This is a genomic window from Lentilactobacillus sunkii DSM 19904, assembly GCF_001435575.1.
GTDB classification, from domain to species: domain Bacteria; phylum Bacillota; class Bacilli; order Lactobacillales; family Lactobacillaceae; genus Lentilactobacillus; species Lentilactobacillus sunkii.
In genome coordinates this window covers 1-17,636 of sequence record NZ_AZEA01000001.1, presented here as the reverse complement: position 1 = coordinate 17,636, position 17,636 = coordinate 1, and the positions used below count along the sequence as shown (strand labels likewise).

The window sequence follows — 17,636 nt, the reverse complement described above, 5'->3', positions numbered from 1 at the left end:
GTTAATCTGTTTCAATTTCGATTCCTCCAGATACTTGTTTTTCTACAAATTGATTCATAAATTTAGTCATCCGTTCCACTGCCGTTAACAAGTTCTCCAAACTGGCAGCATAACTGATTCTTAAAAAGCCGGGCATACCAAATGCATCCCCATCGACCACAGCAACGTGAGCTTTGTCCAACAAAAGATCGACCAAGTCACCCGACGAATCAACGCCTGCCAACTTGACAGCCTCACGGACATCCGGGAACAAATAAAAGGCCCCTTCCGGCTTCGCTGTTAATTTAAAACCCGGGATCTGCTGAACCAACGGATAAATCGTATTCAGCCGCTCTTCAAAAGCCTGTCTCATCGTTTCAACTTCCGACTGATCCGATTCAAACGCAGCAATTGCTGCATATTGGCTAACCGTCGCCGGATTACCGGTTGAATGAGACAGAATTGAATTCACCCGACTAATCAATTCAGGAGCACCGGCAATGTACCCGATCCGCCAACCGGTCATTGAATAGGCTTTTGATACGCCATTCACCAAGACAGTTGAAGCAGCGATCTCATCACTAATCTGAACGAGCGAAATGAACTGATTTTGATTATAAACCAGTTTGCCGTAGATATCGTCAGCAATCAAAGTAATGTTATGAAGAACCGCCCATTGACCAATGACAGCTAACTCATCCTTTGAATAAACGGTTCCGGTTGGGTTCTGCGGTGAATTGATGACCAGCACTTTAGCATTGCGGGAAACCGCGGCGTCAAGCGTATCAGTATTAATCTTAAAGTCAGCTCCGGTTTCAACCAGAACCGGCTTGCCGCCAGCTAGTGAAACCTGTTGCTTATAACTCACCCAGCTTGGCCGGGGAAGCAATACTTCCGTACCGTCATCAACCAATGTCTGCATTAACACAAAGAGCGCCATTTTGGCCCCACTGGTTACGCTGATCTGATCGGCAGGATAGACAACGCCATAATCTTTTTTGATTCGATTGGCAATCGCCTCTTTTAGTTGCGGTAACCCGCTGGCTGGGGTGTAAAAGCTGGTTTTACCGGATTGAATCGCCTGAACTGCAGCATCCGCAATCATTTTGGGAGTCGTAAAATCCGGTTCACCAATCCCCAAATTGATAACGTCAATTCCTTGACGCATCATTGCTTTAGCAGTATTTGATACCTTCACGGTCGCTGAAGGTGTTACCCGCATCGCCCTGTCAGAAAATTTCATTGAAGTATCCTTTCCTTATTCATTACGGTTAAATATTCTCAATCGACTTATAAATCGTTCCATTCTTGAAGCTGATCGTGGTAAAGCAGAGCCGGCCTTTGGAATTCATGTAGCTGACAACCCAGTACGGTTTGGACTTGATGAGTGTCAAGCTGATTCCATTGAACTTGGAGGGATGCTTGCGCTGCGAAATGACATTTTTTGCCTGCTGCTCGCTAATGCCGCTGGCAGCGTTAATCACGGTCACCGTACCGCCCTTCTTGGCGACAATCACAAAAACATTTTTATTCTTATTATCAACTCCGGAAACAGAGTAATAAGTTTTACCCAGATTTGAAGTATAAAACGAATTGACATCCCGGACGCCCGCATACTTTTTTGCAATCGTTTCAGTCTGAGCCCGGGCAATCGTCATTGGTCGCTCGGCTGTATGCATGATAATAAAAAAGGAGAAGCATAGAATTAAAATAACGGAGATAACGATCCAGGAAATTTTAACATATGATTGTTTTTTAACTCTTCGATGCCGTTGCATGTTATCTTCCTCTCAAATTTCGTTATTTCTAATTATAGCAAATAAACCGAGCGACAGAAGCACATTAATTCCTGCTTTCAAAAAACTTAACCATGTCTAAAACACATTTCTCGATGTTGCCCTTGATAACAGGAATATCATTTCTGAGATTGGCCAGAATTGTGCTGCCATATCGCTTAGACAACAGCCGCGGATCCAAGATAAAGATCGTTCCAAAATCCTCTTTGGTTCTCAATAGGCGCCCCATCCCCTGACGGAGCCTGAGTGTCGCCTTTGGCAGTGTAATACTGTAAAAGGGATTCTTACCCTTGCTGCGTTCAATCGAGTACAGTGCGTGATTATACGGGTCAGATGGCGTATCAAACGGCAACTGCGCAACGATCAGATTTTCCAATAAGTTTTTTGGAAAATCAACTCCCTGCCAAAACGTATTGGCTCCCAAAAGGATTGCCGGTTCATGGTGAACAAACTGCTTGCTAATCTTCGAAGCAGTTCCATGAACCCCCTGTGCCAGCACAAAATGCGTAGCGGTAAAGCCGCTCTCCTGAAGTAGATGATAAGTCCTTTCGATTGCGTTAAGTGAATTGAACAGGACCATCGTCTGTCTTGGTTCGTTTTTATAAATGGTTTCAATATCTGCAGCTACTTTTTGAAGATAGGTATCTGAATTGGTCGCAAATTGTTGATCATCGTCGTCCGTTACCAGATACAATCGGGCCTGATCTTGAGGATTGAAATCACTTTTGAGACGTTTAATAGATGCATCATCCCGATCAATGCCAAGCAGATTATAGATAAACTGTGAGCGCCGAGAAGAAAAAATTGTTGCCCCGGTAAAAGTGACCGGCTCAAAAGCAGAATATACGTGGCCCTTTAAATAATCCTCAGTTTTTAAGATCCCCCGGTTCAGTGTCAGGCTGTTAACGTCTTTGACACTGTTGACGGTTACCCAAGTCACATGCTGCTCAATTGATTGATCGTTCACGTCAATGATCGCCAGCAGTAATTTCAAATGATGATTAAATTCGTTGTAGTTTTCAAAGAAAGAATAAATGTTTAAAAAGTCATGATTGGTATACACGTCAGCATTATGATCAATTTGCGCATTCAATGTCGCAAGTAAGTGGTCCAATCGATCATGGAGCCCATGCAGCCGGTCGACAACTTCCCGATTAGCATCAATCACAGCTTTCATCTCATTAATCGGAATCAAACGTTCAAAGAAGTCGGCATTTCGATGAAGCCGTTTGCCCTTTACTACCATCGAAAAGAAGTTCTGGATAACCTGTGATACCAACTGTTTGCCTTGTCTAAGTTCGGTGTCCAGTTCATTGATCGCATGATCTAAAATAGCATCATCTTCAACAATTTCTTTGATATTGTCTTCATGGGTTCCGTTAATATTGCCCAAAATTTTATTGATTGCAGTAATCAATGACAATGGGTTGATTCGTTCCTGATTGTTACGGATAGCTGTCTCTGAAAATTGTTGGGTTTCATCAATCAATAAGTACGGCTTGGTTGGTAGATCCTTAAAATACTGCCAATTTTTGATCAGGTAACTATGATTGACAATCACAAAGTCGGCACTATCCGCCTTTTTCAGGTTGTACCGCAAAAAATCATCGTCGTAAAACGGCTCATTTGGGTCAAGCCACTTAACGCCCGTATGCTGAATTTTCCAAACAAACGGGGTTTGGTCCACGTTTAAGTGGAGTTCATCCAGATCTCCTGTTGTCGTAACTGTCAGCCATACTAAAATCTGAGCTTTGATGAACGCCGTTTGGCTGGAACTGTCCGGCACAAACAGCAGATTACGAAATTTATATAGGTCTATATAATGACTGGCACCTTTCAAAATAACACTTCGAACTTTGAATGGGAGCCCCTGATTTAATAATGGAAGCGTCTGATTCTGTAGCTGAAACTGCAGATAAGTCGTTGATGTACTGATAACAGCAGGCTTCTTGCGGGTAACCAGATAGCTTAATGGCAGACAGTATCCCAGACTCTTACCAATTCCAGTCGGTGCCTCAATCAATAAAGTCTTAGCAGCATGATGGGCGGGATCCGCATAGTTGTTATAAATCAGATTCATCATCTTATTTTGTTCGAGACGAGACTCCAAATTGTCGGGAAGAATTTTTTGTTTCGCTTTTTTGGTTTTTGGGTATCGAAAATTTTTTTTGCTTTGTTCGTCACTGGCATCCAGTGTTTCATGCTTTCGAAGGACTAAGCCTGATGAAATTCGCAGCTGGTCCGGCAGTTTGGGTGTATGTGCTCGTCTGCGGTTGGTTTCATCAGCGTCCAAAAAGACCTGCATCGTATCTTGAGGCAGTGATGGATTGATTTTGATAATCTGCTCCAAAGTTATTCTTGGCAGCATTTGAATTTGTCTTAGGAGAATCAATAACAATTTGGCCGTTGCAGATGCGTCACTGTCTGCAGTATGGGGATGGTCATGTTCGATATTGAAGTAGGCGCTGAGATCCTGCAGCCGGTAACTGGAAAGAGTCGGCAATAGAATTTGACTTAAAGTAACGGTATCAATTGCCTCAATTTGTAATTCAGGATACCCTACCCTTTGAAATTCGGCGTTTAAAAATGGAAAGTCAAAATTGACGTTATGGGCAACAAAGACAGTATTATTCAACAAAGAATAAAGGGTTGCGGCCACCTGATCAAAAGTTTTGGCTTTTTTAAGGCGTTCATTGGTAATCCCGGTTAGTTGAACAATCCGGTTGGGCACTTCGCGTTGTGGATTAATATCGGTTACAAAAGTTTTTATAATTTTATTATTGGAAACCAAGCAGCAGCTGAACTGAATTGTCCGGTTATCAGCGGAAATATCCGTTCCGGTTGTTTCGATGTCAACAACTGCAAAGGTGGTTTTTGAATTCATGTCATTCACCAATCTGTGTTTATTAGCTGACGTTTATTAAATATTCACTAACTTTAATCATACTACAAGCGAGATGTGATAATCTACCATGGAAAGACGGGGAATTATTTATGAATCTCTAAAAATATCGTTAAAACGTTCTCGAAACAGTCAACTATGATAAAATTGGAATGTTGAAAGTGAGCGGATAAAGTTGAAAAATAAAGCAACTGGAAAAAGTTATGCGAAAATAATTTGGTTTGGTGAGCACAGCGTCGTTTATGGCAAACCCGCAATCGCCATTCCAATCTACTCAGTGGACGTTACTGCCACTATTCAAAAAATAACTGACGGCCACCAAATCCATTGTCGATACTTTGATGGTCCGATTGACGAACTGGAAGAAAACCTGCTCGGTGTCAAAACGCTGATCAGCCATCTGATCAATTTGTTTGGTGCCCAGAATGTGGCCTTTGACCTTGACATTCAAAGCAAGCTGCCGGCTGAACGCGGAATGGGTTCGTCGGCCGCAACCGCAATTGCAATTGTGCGGGCTTTTTTTGCCTTTTTTGAAGTTAACTTAACCAGAGATCAACTGCTGAAATTAGCCAATATTGAAGAAAAAATTACCCACGGAAATCCCAGTGGATTGGACTCGGCAACTGCGAGCTCCAATATGCCAATCTGGTTTATTAAAAATGAAATCAATGAACAAATCGACTTTAATCTGCCGACATCATCCCTGGTCATCGCCGACAGCGGCATCAAAGGCAAGACCTCAGAAGCTGTTTCTCTGGTACACAACAACATCGTCGACGAACCAGAGAATGCTGAACCGTTAATTGACCATCTTGGCAGCATTGCCGAAACTGCTCGTGATGCCCTGGCAACTGCAGACGATGAATTGTTGGGTGAGCTGATGAATCAATCCCAACACGACCTTAGCAGGCTTGGAGTCAGCAACCGGACCCTAGATACATTTTGTCGGGTTGCCAACGACAATCACGCGTTGGGTGCAAAGCTGACAGGCAGTGGCCTTGGCGGCTGTGTGATCGCACTGGCTAAAAACCAGGCCGACGCCCAACAGATTTCCACTGCATTGAGAAAAGCAGGTGCCACCCAAACTTGGATTCAATCATTTAAGAATTATCAATTTTCAACAGGAGAAGCCCATGACAACCTCGTCAGATAATGTGGTGACAGCAGTTGCCCATACAAATATCGCTTTAATAAAATATTGGGGAAAACGGGATGCAAACCTCATTATCCCATACACAGGAAGCTTATCGCTGACCCTTGATCAATTTTATACTGAAACCAGCGTCAATTTTGATCAGAACTTGGACCGTGATGAAGTTTCCATCGATGATCAGTCTGCGGCAAACAACAGCTGGCAGCGGGTCCATGATTTTCTTGAAATCGTCCGTGAAAAATCAGGTGCGCATTTGAATGCCAAGGTTGTTTCCCGTAACCACGTTCCGACCGCTGCAGGGTTGGCTTCATCAGCTTCAGCATTTGCCGCTTTGGCAGCTGCGGCAAGTAAAGCAGCTGGAATGAATCTGAATAATCAGGAACTTTCTAGATTGGCGCGGCGTGGTTCCGGATCTGCCTGCCGTTCAATTTTTGGCGGCTTTGTGGAGTGGCAGCGCGGAACAGATGATGCCGATTCATACGCAGTTCCGATTGATACGCCTCATCTAAGTGACATTCGGGTGGTGGCCTTAACAATTGAAAAACACCAAAAACCAATTTCAAGCCGTCGCGGAATGGCATTATCTGTCACAACCTCTCCCTATTACCCAACTTGGGTAAAAGTGGTTGAATCAGATCTTCAAAGCATTAAAAGTGCCATTAACCAAGATGATTTCACCCGCTTTGGGACAATCAGCGAATTGAACGCCATGCGGATGCATGCGCTGACACTCAGTTCCGACCCTGATTTTCTGTATTTTAATGGCAGTACTTTGGATGCAATGAATGAAGTAAAACGGCTTCGACATTCAGGAATCGAGTGTTACTATACGATTGACGCCGGGCCAAACGTTAAGGTGATCTGCCAAACTAAAAATGTTAAAGAAATCACCACGACCTTCAGTAAACTATTTGGTCCGGATAAAGTGATTGTTGCTCAACCGGGACCTGGAATAAAATATCTGTAAGTATGAAAGGACATGATCCGTTGATTAAGGTTAAAGCGCCGGGAAAATTATATATCGCTGGTGAATATGCGGTGGTCGAAACCGGCTACCCTTCTATTATTGTGGCTTTAAACCAATTTGTAACAGTAGAAATTTCTCGGAGTAAATCTTATGGCAGCATCGTTTCAAAACAGTATCGTGAGGATTCCGTTTATTGGCGCCGTCGTGGCGATCAAATGATACTGGACAATCGTGATAATACATTTAACTACATAATTTCCGCCATTCAACTTACCGAGGAGTACGCACAATCACTTGGTAGAGCAATGGAAGTTTATGATCTCCGGATTAACAGCGATTTGGACAGTCCAAACGGCAAGAAATACGGTTTGGGTTCATCAGCTGCCGTCACCGTTGCGACAGTCAAAGCCCTCTGTCAGTTCTACAAATTACCGTTAACGAAGGCCAAATTATTCAAGTTATCAGCCATCGCCCACCTGGATGTTCAGGGTAATGGTTCGTTGGGTGACATTGCTGCCAGTGTTTATGGTGGCTGGATTGCTTATCGGTCATTTGACCGTAACTGGTTAATGGCAGCCAGATCACAAGAAGATTTAACTGAGCTTGTGAATAAGCCGTGGCCACACTTGATGATTACCCAGTTAACACCACCCAAAAATCTGAAACTGATTATTGGCTGGACCGGCTCCCCTGCTTCTACCTCACATTTAGTAGATAAGGTTGCCATCCAAAAAAGTAACCAACATGAAACTTACGCCCAATTTTTAGCAGAAAGTAAAGCATGTTTGGACGAATTGATCGACGGCTTTAAAGATGGCAGTCTGTCAGTAATCAAACATGGTATTCAACGTAATCGCGAGATTCTTCAGCATTTGGCTGAATTTACAAAAGTACCCATTGAAACGCCCATTTTGAAGAAGATGTGTGATATCGCTGTGGCTCATTCAGCAGCTGCCAAATCATCCGGTGCCGGCGGTGGTGACTGTGGAATTGTGGTTGCCGATGAAGATACTGATATTGAATCAATGATCGAACATTGGAAGCAAAACGGTATCCAACAGTTGGCGCTCAGCGTTCACCCTGTTATCGACCTGGATAAGGAGTAGCCCATGATTTCACAACATTCACACAGAAAAGATGAACATGTTTCCTTGGCTGAAAAGTTTTACGCCGACAATCATCTGTTTGACGGTCTGCGATTTGTCAGTACAGGTCTGCCAAAATATGCGTTGAATGATATTGACCTATCCACAAAAATTGGCCCTCTTACTTTAAAAATCCCCTTCTATATCGAAGCAATGTCTGGTGGCAGTGCCCATACCAAAGAAATCAATCACCGTTTGGCAGAAATTGCGAAATCTTGTGGACTTGCCATGGCTGTCGGCTCCGAAAGTGTTGGCTTAAGTGACCCGACCGTGAGTGATTCTTTTACGATTGTTCGCGAAACAAATCCAGATGGTATCCTGTTTGCAAATATCGGTGCTAATCATGGCGTTGAAGATGCTCAAAAAGCAGTTGATCTCATTTCCGCCAATGCGTTGGAAGTCCATGTCAACACGGCTCAAGAGTTGATCATGCCGGAGGGCGATCGGGAATTTCATTTTATTAAAAATATTAAAAACATTGTCTCAAGCCTTCAGGTCCCGGTCATTGTGAAAGAGGTCGGCTTTGGGATGAGTAAAGAAACCATCGAGCAATTACTATCGCTTGGCGTTCAATATGTCAACGTTAGCGGTCATGGCGGAACGAACTTTGCTGCCATTGAAAATTTCCGCCGGCCTTCTAAAGATATGAATTATCTTGAAGACTGGGGGCTCAATACCGTGGAATCTTTATTGGAATCCCGTTCGCTTATGAACCAACTCACCGTTATTGCATCCGGCGGGGTCAAATCACCACTGGACGCAGCCAAGTGTATTGCCTTGAGTGCATCTGCCGTTGGAGTTGCCGGTTATTTTCTTCACGAAATTATTCATAAAGACAATGACCAGATCATTCGTGATATTAACGAATGGCAATCCGGTTTGAAATCGATTATGGTCATGCTGAATTGTCGGACAATCGCCGACCTGCAAGAAAAACGGTTGATCCTTACCCCTGAATTACTGAGTTATTTAAAACAAAGAAATCTAGACTATTAAAGGGGAGTGCGACAAAAGGCGGTTTTACTTCCATAGCATAACCTAGGATAACTTTTTGAGCTGAAAGCTCGGAAAGTTATTCGTAGTTATGCATAGGAAGTGGCCTTTTGGAACACGTTATGACTATATAAAATAAAAACGCAAAAGGAGCCGTGAACAAAACGTTAGTTTTGTCACAGCTCCTTTGTCTTTTAAACGGAAAATCTCAAACCTTTTGGAAAGAAGTTCTTCGCCGTTCCATTCACGACTTTAGCAAATCCAACCGGCTGTTGCTCACACACCAGCAAATACCAGCCTTTTTTTAATTTTGGATCAACTGTAAAAGTATCGCCATGGACATATTTTTTCCATTCTTCAATATCAATTGTAACATTTCGCAAAGCTTGTTCCGGGTGCATGGCCAATGCCAACGCATAACTCGGCTCAAAACGGTTCTTTTTGAATTCGCCAATTTCCAGCCCCAGTCGAACAATCTTGATGCCGGTTAGATTAGGAGTCTCTTCTGGAATGGAATATAGATTGTCTTTAAAGACCACCAATTTTTGGAAATGGGTCCCATTCAAATCCAATTTTGCAAATTCATTGAATAATTGATTTTGGTCTTTTGTCGGCATTTCAATGTTCTTACCAATGCCACGAAAACGTCGTGGTTCTTTGGATTGCTCTTCAACTTCCGGTTTCTTTAATTTCGCAATAAAGTGTCCTTCACCATCAAAATGATGAGGGAAAATTCGGACACACTTGGCCAGATCGGGATTACCATTAGCCCACTGTGGTTGGCCGTCATCCATCCCTGGATACTTTTTGATTGGTTGAATTTCAAAACCATAGGTCTCCACCAGCCAAGCGATGATTTGCTCATCTTCCTCTGGGGCAAACGTACATGTTGAATAGATAAGTTCACCACCCGGCTTCAAATTTTTGACAGCTTGAGTCAAAATTGTCCGCTGACGTTCCGCACACTCAACCGGATAATCCAAACTCCAGTATTGGATGGCGTCTGGATCTTTCCTGAACATCCCTTCGCCAGAACAGGGTGCATCGACTAAAATCCGGTCAAAAAATTCCGGTAGTTGGGCCGCCATTCGGTCGGGATTGGTGTTGGTCACAATTGTATTGGTCATCCCAAATCGCTCAACGTTTTCGACCAATGCTTTGGCACGCTTGCTATCAATTTCGTTGGCAATCAAAAGACCAGTGTTTTGCAAATAACTGCCAAGATGAGTTGTTTTCCCACCAGGCGCGGCACATAGATCAAGAACTTTCTCCCCCAACTTGGGATGAGCAACTTCGCCCACATACATGGCGCTGGGTTCCTGACTATAAACTGCCCCGCTTTGATGGTCAACGGTCTTCCCACTGACCTGTCCATGATATCCAAACTGACAGTGCTCGGTTGGCGAACTCAGATCCAAGTCACTTGGTTGAACCGCTTTTAAGGGATTGATCCGGAACCCTGGGGTGGTTGGCTGGTCAAAACTACTGATAAATTCGGCAGCTTCTTGATCCCCCATCAGTTTGTGATATTTATTTACAAATTCGGTTGGTAATTTCATTTGACTCTCCCTTTTGGATCTTAATAATTGACGGATTATAACTTTTCAGATAATATGAATGGATATGTTAGTAAGGAGTGATTACAATTACTAAAAAACTAATCGCACTCGACTTGGATGGCACAACGCTGAATAATGATAGTCAAATCAGTCCAAAGACTGCTGCAGCCATCCACGCAGCTGAACAACAAGGATACATAGTCAGTATCGTAACTGGCCGTCCTAACAGGCTCTCAGAAAACTTCTATGATGAATTAAATCTAACAACGCCAATGATCAATTTCAATGGCAACCTTGGCATTTTACCACATCAAGAGTGGGATCGTGAATACCAGTACACCATTAATAAAGAAATTGTGACGGAACTATTGGAAAAGAGCAAACCGCTTGGCCTTTCACTGATTGCTGTTGAAGGCCGCAACATGTTTCTAGCTAACCGTGGGTTAAGTACCGGTTTTGGCTTTTTCCCAAGTACTTTGGAAACCAACCAGGTTCTAAATCGGAAAAGTTTGAAGGAAAACCCGATCAGTATCACTGTTCAAGTGGAACCTGAACTTAAAGCCGGCCTCATCAACTTCGTTCAACAACAATTTGGTGATGAAGTCGAAGTATCTCCTTGGGGTGGCCCAAATCCAATTGTGGAAATTGCCACCAAAGGCGTGCATAAATCAACCGGTTTGAAATTTTTAGCCGATTACTATGGTATTCTTCAAAAAGACATTATTGCATTTGGGGATGAAGGAAACGACCTCACGATGATGCAGTATGCGGGTACCGGCGTTGCCATGAAAAACGCAATTGATAAAATTAAAGATTTGGCAGATGATGTCACCGACTTTACCAATGATGACGACGGCATTGCCAATTACTTCGAAGATCACATGGATATTGCGGTTGGACAGTAATTCAGTATTAAAGCGATTGAACAAAACTTGGTTGTTTTGTTCAATCGCTTTTTTGTTGTGAATTAATCTTCGTTTGGATGATACTGGATGGTTGCTTGAACGGCCTTCTGCCAACCAGAGTATAATTGAGTTCGCGTTTCTTCATCCATCTTTGGCTCAAAATCATCTCGTGATTTGACTGTTCGTCGGATTTCTTCAATCGAATCCCAGAACCCAACAGCCAAACCGGCCAGATAGGCAGCACCCAATGCCGTTGTTTCGGCAATTGAAGCTCGGTGAATCGGCGTTCCCAAAATGTCAGCCTGGAACTGCATCAAATAATTATTATTGGCAGCTCCTCCATCGACAGCCAGAGACTTCAAATCAATCCCGGTTTCGGCAGCCATGGTGTCAACAACATCTCTGGTCTGATAAGCCAATGATTCCAAAGTGGCTCTAACGAATTGATTCTTAGTCGTCCCTCGGGTCAAACCAAACACGGCACCACGGGCATCTTGATCCCAATATGGTGCACCCAGACCGGTAAATGCCGGGACAACATAGACGCCGTCACTGCTCTTGGCATCAATTGCCATCTGCTCGGAATCGGGGGATGATTTAACCATTTCCATCCCATCCCGAAGCCATTGAATCGCTGAACCAGCCACGAAAATACTTCCTTCAAGGGCATAATTGACTTTGCCGTTGATACCATAGGCAATTGTGGTTAAAAGTCCCCGATTGGAAAGCGTTGGTTTTTCACCGGTATTCATGACAATGAAGGCACCGGTTCCATACGTATTCTTGATCATGCCACGCTGAAGCGCCATTTGGCCAAATAGAGCAGCCTGTTGGTCCCCTGCGATGCCAGCGATTGGTACTTGAACACCAGAAAATGAATATCCAGAAGTGTAACCGTATATTTCTGATGAAGAATGAACTTCAGGGAGCATGCTTTCAGGGATATTGAGTAATTTCAGAATGTCTTTATCCCAACTCAAAGTATGAATGTTAAACAACATCGTTCGACTGGCGTTAGTATAGTCGGTAGCGTGAACCTTGCCGCCGGTGAGCTTCCAAAGAACCCACGTGTCAATTGTCCCAAATAAGAGCTCGCCGTTATCAGCCTTTTCGCGGACACCTTCAACGTTATCCAAAATCCATTGAATCTTGGTTGCCGAAAAATACGAGTCAATAATGAGCCCAGTCTTTTCGTGGATCATGTCATCATAGCCGTCTTTTTTCAACTGATTGGCTAATGCCGCGGTCTGCTTAGACTGCCAAACAATCGCGTGATAAACCGGCTCGCCGGTATTTTTATCCCAAATAACCGTGGTTTCCCGTTGATTGGTAACACCAATCCCTCGAACTTTATATGGCTGAACATCAGCATTGATTAATGCCTCTGAGATTACTGACTGAACCGCATTCCAAATCTCGTTGGCGTCATGTTCAACCCAGCCGGATTTTGGAAAATACTGGTGGAATTCCCGTTGTGCTTTACCAACGATATCACCATCATTATTAAACAATATTGCCCGGGTACTCGTTGTTCCCTCATCAATGGACATTATGTATTGCTGATCATTCATGTAAAGGTCTCCATTCTTATTATTCGTGCGTTTATACGCCTTTTGTCTTTGTTAAGTATACAATAATATCGATTGCCAAACCAATCTTCAGCAAAATTTTATAAAAGCAAAAGAAATTCGATGATCAGAAATAAAAACCAACGACAGAAAAAAAGACTCGCAATAATTAATTTGCAAATCTTTTTAAATCACTCTATTTTTCGTCGCTTTTTAAAACGCCACCAACACTGTAACGATTCTTTTCCATTTCACTCAAAATAACGTGAACGTGTTCTGCAGGTGCACCGGTATTTTTAACAACAGCAGCGGTAACGTCTTCAACCAAGCCCTTCAACTGATCTTGAGAACGGCCGGCAATTAAATGAATATCTACAATTGGCATTTGAATTCCTCCATTTATTTGAATGGAGAAAGTATACCGTAAATTTTTTTGCCCTGCAATATGTTCATCCACCTTCAAATGTCTCATAACCCGTTCAGGCACAAAAAATGATACAATTACAGAAGTATATTCCCAGTGAACAGGAGATTATAACATGATACCTTACAAAAACTTTTCAGCATGTACCAGTATGATTGTCGGCAAAGACGCCAGTATTGACGGCTCAATTATGATTGCCAGAAACGAAGACAGTAAATCATCCTGGCCAAAAAATTATGTCATCCATCAACATCAAGAGTTTGATGATGAACAAGAATTTGTTTCAAAAGACAATGGTTTTAAAATGTCTCTGCCAAAGATCCGCCTGAAGTATTCCGCCACTCCCGAATGGACCGACAAGTTCGGCTTATTTGAAGAAGATGGGTTTAATGAAGCAGGCGTTGCCATGAGTGCGACTGAAAGTACCTATACCAACAAGCTTGCATTGGGTGCTGATCCCCTGGTAGAAGACGGCATCGGCGAAGAAGCGATGGTCACTGTTGTTCTTCCATACGTGAAGACTGCCCGTGAAGGCGTTAAACGTCTGAGAGAAATTGTTGAATATTATGGGACTTCTGAATCCAACGGTATTTTATTCGCGGATCACGATGAAGCATGGTATATGGAAACCGGTGGTGGACACAATTGGGTAGCCCAAAGGATTCCCGATGACAGCTATGCAGTAATTGCCAATCAAAGCGCCATCCAAGATGTTAACTTTGATGACCCCGATAATTTTATGTGGTCGACAAACATTCAAGAATTTATTAAGGAAAACCATCTCGATCCAAGTCAAAATTCTTCGGAACACCATTTTAATTTTCGAGAAACATTCGGTACCGCCGATTTATCCGATACTTACTACAACACACCACGGGTTTGGTATGGCCATAAAATGTTTAATCCTGAGGAGAATTATGAACCAACAAGCCAGGACATCCCATTCATTGATAAAGCCAACCGAAAGCTGAGTCTCTTTGATGTTCAGGATTTCTTGAGTTCTCATTATCAGGGAACTCCATTTGACCCCATTGGTGAAGGCTCTGAGCACGAGAAGCATCTGTACCGACCAATTAGTCTCGCCAAGACTCAAGAGGCCCATATCCTCCAAATTCGGCCAAATATGCCTACCCCTGCCGCCGGGATCCAGTGGTTATCGATGGGTGTTGGTGCTCAAAGTAGCTTTGTGCCATTTTATGCTGGCGCAAACGATACTCCAGAAAGCTATCAAAACGCGACCGGTACTTATGCACCTAACCAGGCATACTGGACTTACAAGCTTGCAGGCGTCCTGGTTGACCCACACTTCGTCAAATTCGGGCCAAAATTAAACGACACTCGAGCAGATTTGCGCGTGAAATTCCAGCAGGCTGTTAAAAACGCCGATGCGTCAATCGAAGGCTTATCAAATGTCGAACTGGGCGATTATCTGACCAAAGTTAATTTCAAGAACGCCCAAATCGGTTTGGAAGCCTACAACAAACTGATCAGTGATGTGATTACGAACTCGACCGATCTTTCGCCAATTAACTTTACCCAAGATATGAATCTTTAAGTAAGATTAAACACTTAATGTATCTTGTCGATTGATACACAAGAACAAAAAAGAAAAGGTTTCGGAATGATTATTTTCCGAAACCTTTTCTGTATCAGACAATGACTGTTTTTAAAAATTTTGACAAAAAGCCACGCAATCGCGAAAATGCGTGGCTTTTTATCTACTTAATCAGTCCCCGTCGCAGGATCATATACATCACTTGCCCCATCGACAGTCCAATATGATCGATTGCCAACAGAGTAAAAGCTGGCATATTGAAACATGTCATTATCGGGATCACCGAAAGCATACGGCGTGTGCTTGTTCGTCAAGGTCAATCGATATTGATATGGGCCTGCTTTTCGAACGCGTTTGTCGCTAACCCCTTTCAAATGATCACGGTAGTAAAAATATATACTAGATCCGCGTTTTAGAACGTGATTGATTTTAACTGATGAATTTGGCTTAACCTGATAATTAATCGTTGTATCGCCTGCGGTAACAGAATGGTAGTGATAAGACTCAACATAGCCATCAGAGGTAATTTTAATTTGACTGGGGCTTGTAACGGCTCTTTTGGGCCACAAGTTAACAGGCTTACCAGTCCACAGTATATTGTGACCATATGGTAACGAGTAAGCCGGCTTCTTAACCTGTCGCAGGATACCAGACGAATACTTCACGGCAAAATTTAATGTGGCACTCTGGTAACCTTTTACAACCCGCTTTTTTAACTGGTAACTAACATCAACTGCGCCGTTATGAATTGTTGTAAATTTGTGTCCGTCACGATCCGGAACACCACTGACAATCGTCCCCTTTGGAAGGGTAACAGTCTTTTTAATATAATTACCTGTTGTCTTATGAAGGATCAACCTCGCTCGGTAAGGTTTTTGAAATTTGAAGTATAAATTTGTTTGGCCATTTGACTTGATCATCTTAGCCGTCGTTCTTTGGACATAAGGTTCGGCTGAAACTGTCTTTTCAACAATTCCACCCAATCCAATAAATGCCAAAAAGCCAACCGTCGTGCGGATAACAAGATTTTTATACGTAATTATCACCCTTCCAGCAAACATTAATAGTGTTCACGGTTAAACGAACCAGGAATATCCTGGCTGGCCTTAACAACCAACTTGGTAAGCAATGCTTCTGTGTCGGCCATAATGTGATCGGCAGTTCGAGCATTGGCTTGACCAAGGGCTCTGACAACGTGAGACCCTGAGGCTTCTCGTTCAGCCATCAGCTTATCAACTTCAGCAATTCGTTCGTGGGCATATCCCATTTCCTTGAGCTGATAATCTTCAATATCCTGCATGACCTCCTGATAATGATCAGCAGCGATTAAGGAAATCAATCGGTTTGCCCAGTATGCATTGTGGCTGTCCAGCGTGCCGGTCGTATCCCGGTAGCAGTCCGGCGTGTTGACAACATTGGTATAGAACGGTGTCAGCGTGTTAAATGGGTTGGAAGCAAATGTCAGCCATTGAATGGCAGAATAACCCGAAGGCATTCCAGGACGCAATTGAAGAATTGACAATTCCTGGTTTCGATTAATCCCAATTGGTCGATATGGAATCTTCTTGTAGTCGGCACCAGGGGCAAATGGATCATAAGGAGTATCTTCGTAATGAGAACCCAAAACGAATTTAATATCCTCGATAGTGATCTTTCGATTTGCGTGACAGATAAATGGCAGATCATTGCTCATCGGTGTCTTGTCTTCAACAGATTCCGGATCAAAATAACGTTGACCGTACCAAGCTCTTGGTGTGTTGTAGTGACGATCAAGCTGCGTATTCGAACCAAATATATGTCTGAAGTTGAAGTGGTTGGTTGGATTCAAATGATGATCTTGAGCAAACTGACGCAAATCCTTTGAATACATGAAGCTGTCCGGATCATCAAAATCGATTTCTTGGATACCGGTCTGATTAGGCGCAATCACATAGGCATCATCAGGAATTCGTTGAGCAACCCAGTGATGGCCGCCAGCAGTCTCCATATACCAAATTTCGTTAACGTCTGAGAACAAAATCCCGTTTGATTCATAAGTGCCATATTTTTCGAGGAGTTCACCAACCCGTTGAACCCCTTCTTTGGCAGAATTGATATAAGGTAAAGTAATGGTGAGCAAATCTTCCTCGCCCAAACCATCCTTTTCAAACGGGTCGGCACCCATCACTCTGGAATTGGTTGTAATCGTCTCTGTGGCACTCATTGCCACATTATGGGCATTGATGCCGGCTTCTCCCCAAACACCCTTGTCCGGGACAGCATCGGGCACTGACGTGTATCTCAATGGGTCATCTGGTAATTTGACAGAGAACTTGGTTAACTTTGAATGATAAGAACGTGGCTGATCTTCAGGTTCAACAACCACAAACTTTTTCGGGTTGACGGCATCCCCTGCATCTTCGTTTCGGGCAATGATGGTTGAGCCGTCATAACTGGCCTTCTTGCCGACTAGAATCGTGGTACAACTGCTGTGTTTAGATGAAAACATTGTAAAGCCTCCCCTTATCTTTCTATCAACTTGATTTTACACCCCTTTTGTGCAGAGTGGAACAATAGACAGCTGAAAGGAAAACTTGGGTGGTGTTGAGGATTGGATTAATTGTTGTGGAAATAAAAAATGAACTGACGGACGAGCAACGTCCATCAATCCACTTTCACATAGCTGAAACAGACTAAGCTTATGATGAATT

The 17,636-nt window shown here is 43.1% G+C and carries 14 protein-coding genes; 6 read left to right on the top strand and 8 right to left on the bottom strand.

Translation table 11 applies throughout. From position 1 onward, the window contains the following. Position 1 precedes the first annotated feature (1 nt). The 3 genes from FD17_RS00070 to FD17_RS00060 all read right to left on the bottom strand — a co-directional run bounded on the left by FD17_RS00070 (position 2) and on the right by FD17_RS00060 (position 4,659). Positions 2-1,222 carry a pyridoxal phosphate-dependent aminotransferase gene (locus FD17_RS00070; protein ID WP_057822580.1) on the bottom strand — a complete coding sequence of 407 codons (1,221 nt, stop codon included), beginning with the start codon at positions 1,220-1,222 and terminating at the stop codon, positions 2-4. Between the two features lie 28 nt (positions 1,223-1,250). Further along, on the bottom strand, positions 1,251-1,757 hold the full coding sequence (locus FD17_RS00065) for a cell wall elongation regulator TseB-like domain-containing protein (RefSeq protein ID WP_057822579.1): 507 nt from the start codon (positions 1,755-1,757) through the stop codon (positions 1,251-1,253). Between the two features lie 64 nt (positions 1,758-1,821). Continuing rightward, complete coding sequence (locus FD17_RS00060; protein WP_057822578.1) at positions 1,822-4,659, bottom strand: helicase C-terminal domain-containing protein; 2,838 nt, start codon at positions 4,657-4,659, stop codon at positions 1,822-1,824. A gap of 193 nt (positions 4,660-4,852) precedes the next feature. On the opposite strand from FD17_RS00060, the gene mvk reads away from it, so the two are divergent. From mvk to fni, 4 genes are read left to right on the top strand one after another with little or no spacing between them, the layout of a single operon-like run. Further along, a complete protein-coding gene (gene mvk, locus FD17_RS00055; RefSeq protein ID WP_057822577.1) occupies positions 4,853-5,830 on the top strand; it encodes a mevalonate kinase in 978 nt (325 codons plus the stop codon). Continuing rightward, positions 5,811-6,797 (top strand): diphosphomevalonate decarboxylase, encoded by a 987-nt coding sequence (gene mvaD, locus FD17_RS00050; RefSeq protein ID WP_057822576.1) that lies wholly within the window; start codon positions 5,811-5,813, stop codon positions 6,795-6,797. The genes mvk and mvaD overlap by 20 nt, the downstream gene beginning before the upstream one ends. A 20-nt stretch (positions 6,798-6,817) precedes the next feature. Then, a complete protein-coding gene (locus FD17_RS00045; RefSeq protein ID WP_338092475.1) occupies positions 6,818-7,903 on the top strand; it encodes a phosphomevalonate kinase in 1,086 nt (361 codons plus the stop codon). A 3-nt stretch (positions 7,904-7,906) separates the two neighbouring features. Beyond that, positions 7,907-8,938 carry a type 2 isopentenyl-diphosphate Delta-isomerase gene (gene fni / locus FD17_RS00040; RefSeq protein WP_057822574.1) on the top strand — a complete coding sequence of 344 codons (1,032 nt, stop codon included), beginning with the start codon at positions 7,907-7,909 and terminating at the stop codon, positions 8,936-8,938. Between the two features lie 191 nt (positions 8,939-9,129). Here fni and FD17_RS00035 read toward each other — a convergent pair whose 3' ends face one another. Continuing rightward, positions 9,130-10,494, bottom strand: a complete 1,365-nt coding sequence (locus tag FD17_RS00035; RefSeq protein WP_057822573.1) for an RsmB/NOP family class I SAM-dependent RNA methyltransferase — start codon at positions 10,492-10,494, stop codon at positions 9,130-9,132. Positions 10,495-10,571: 77 nt separating this feature from the next. Between FD17_RS00035 and FD17_RS00030 the strand changes: the two genes are divergently transcribed. Further along, entirely contained in the window at positions 10,572-11,399 is an 828-nt protein-coding gene (locus tag FD17_RS00030) for a Cof-type HAD-IIB family hydrolase (protein ID WP_057822572.1), read from the top strand. A 62-nt stretch (positions 11,400-11,461) separates the two neighbouring features. On the opposite strand, the gene glpK is transcribed toward FD17_RS00030, so the two are convergent. Together glpK and FD17_RS00020 are read right to left on the bottom strand one after the other, a co-directional pair. Next, positions 11,462-12,970, bottom strand: coding sequence for a glycerol kinase GlpK (glpK, locus tag FD17_RS00025; RefSeq protein WP_057822571.1), 1,509 nt, complete (start codon positions 12,968-12,970; stop codon positions 11,462-11,464). Between the two features lie 193 nt (positions 12,971-13,163). After that, the gene (locus FD17_RS00020) at positions 13,164-13,352 is read right to left on the bottom strand and encodes a 2-hydroxymuconate tautomerase (protein ID WP_013727873.1); all 189 of its coding nucleotides are present in this window, start codon (positions 13,350-13,352) and stop codon (positions 13,164-13,166) included. A gap of 154 nt (positions 13,353-13,506) precedes the next feature. On the opposite strand from FD17_RS00020, the gene FD17_RS00015 reads away from it, so the two are divergent. After that, on the top strand, positions 13,507-14,946 hold the full coding sequence (locus FD17_RS00015; protein WP_057822570.1) for a C69 family dipeptidase: 1,440 nt from the start codon (positions 13,507-13,509) through the stop codon (positions 14,944-14,946). Between the two features lie 167 nt (positions 14,947-15,113). On the opposite strand, the gene FD17_RS00010 is transcribed toward FD17_RS00015, so the two are convergent. After that, positions 15,114-15,992, bottom strand: a complete 879-nt coding sequence (locus FD17_RS00010) for a hypothetical protein (RefSeq protein WP_156653595.1) — start codon at positions 15,990-15,992, stop codon at positions 15,114-15,116. A 14-nt stretch (positions 15,993-16,006) separates the two neighbouring features. Further along, the gene (locus FD17_RS00005) at positions 16,007-17,434 is read right to left on the bottom strand and encodes a C69 family dipeptidase (protein WP_057822568.1); all 1,428 of its coding nucleotides are present in this window, start codon (positions 17,432-17,434) and stop codon (positions 16,007-16,009) included. Between the last annotated feature and the right edge of the window lie 202 nt (positions 17,435-17,636).

Bases quoted from the DNA above. Each gene is read 5' to 3' on its own strand.
- FD17_RS00065 (WP_057822579.1), bottom strand. From the start codon at position 1,757: ATGCAACGGCATCGAAGAGTTAAAAAACAATCATATGTTAAAATTTCC.
- fni (WP_057822574.1), top strand. From the start codon at position 7,907: ATGATTTCACAACATTCACACAGAAAAGATGAACATGTTTCCTTGGCT.
- glpK (WP_057822571.1), bottom strand. From the start codon at position 12,970: ATGAATGATCAGCAATACATAATGTCCATTGATGAGGGAACAACGAGT.
- FD17_RS00015 (WP_057822570.1), top strand. From the start codon at position 13,507: ATGATACCTTACAAAAACTTTTCAGCATGTACCAGTATGATTGTCGGC.
- FD17_RS00035 (WP_057822573.1), bottom strand. From the start codon at position 10,494: ATGAAATTACCAACCGAATTTGTAAATAAATATCACAAACTGATGGGG.
- FD17_RS00060 (WP_057822578.1), bottom strand. From the start codon at position 4,659: ATGAATTCAAAAACCACCTTTGCAGTTGTTGACATCGAAACAACCGGA.
- mvaD (WP_057822576.1), top strand. From the start codon at position 5,811: ATGACAACCTCGTCAGATAATGTGGTGACAGCAGTTGCCCATACAAAT.
- FD17_RS00005 (WP_057822568.1), bottom strand. From the start codon at position 17,434: ATGTTTTCATCTAAACACAGCAGTTGTACCACGATTCTAGTCGGCAAG.
- FD17_RS00020 (WP_013727873.1), bottom strand. From the start codon at position 13,352: ATGCCAATTGTAGATATTCATTTAATTGCCGGCCGTTCTCAAGATCAG.
- FD17_RS00070 (WP_057822580.1), bottom strand. From the start codon at position 1,222: ATGAAATTTTCTGACAGGGCGATGCGGGTAACACCTTCAGCGACCGTG.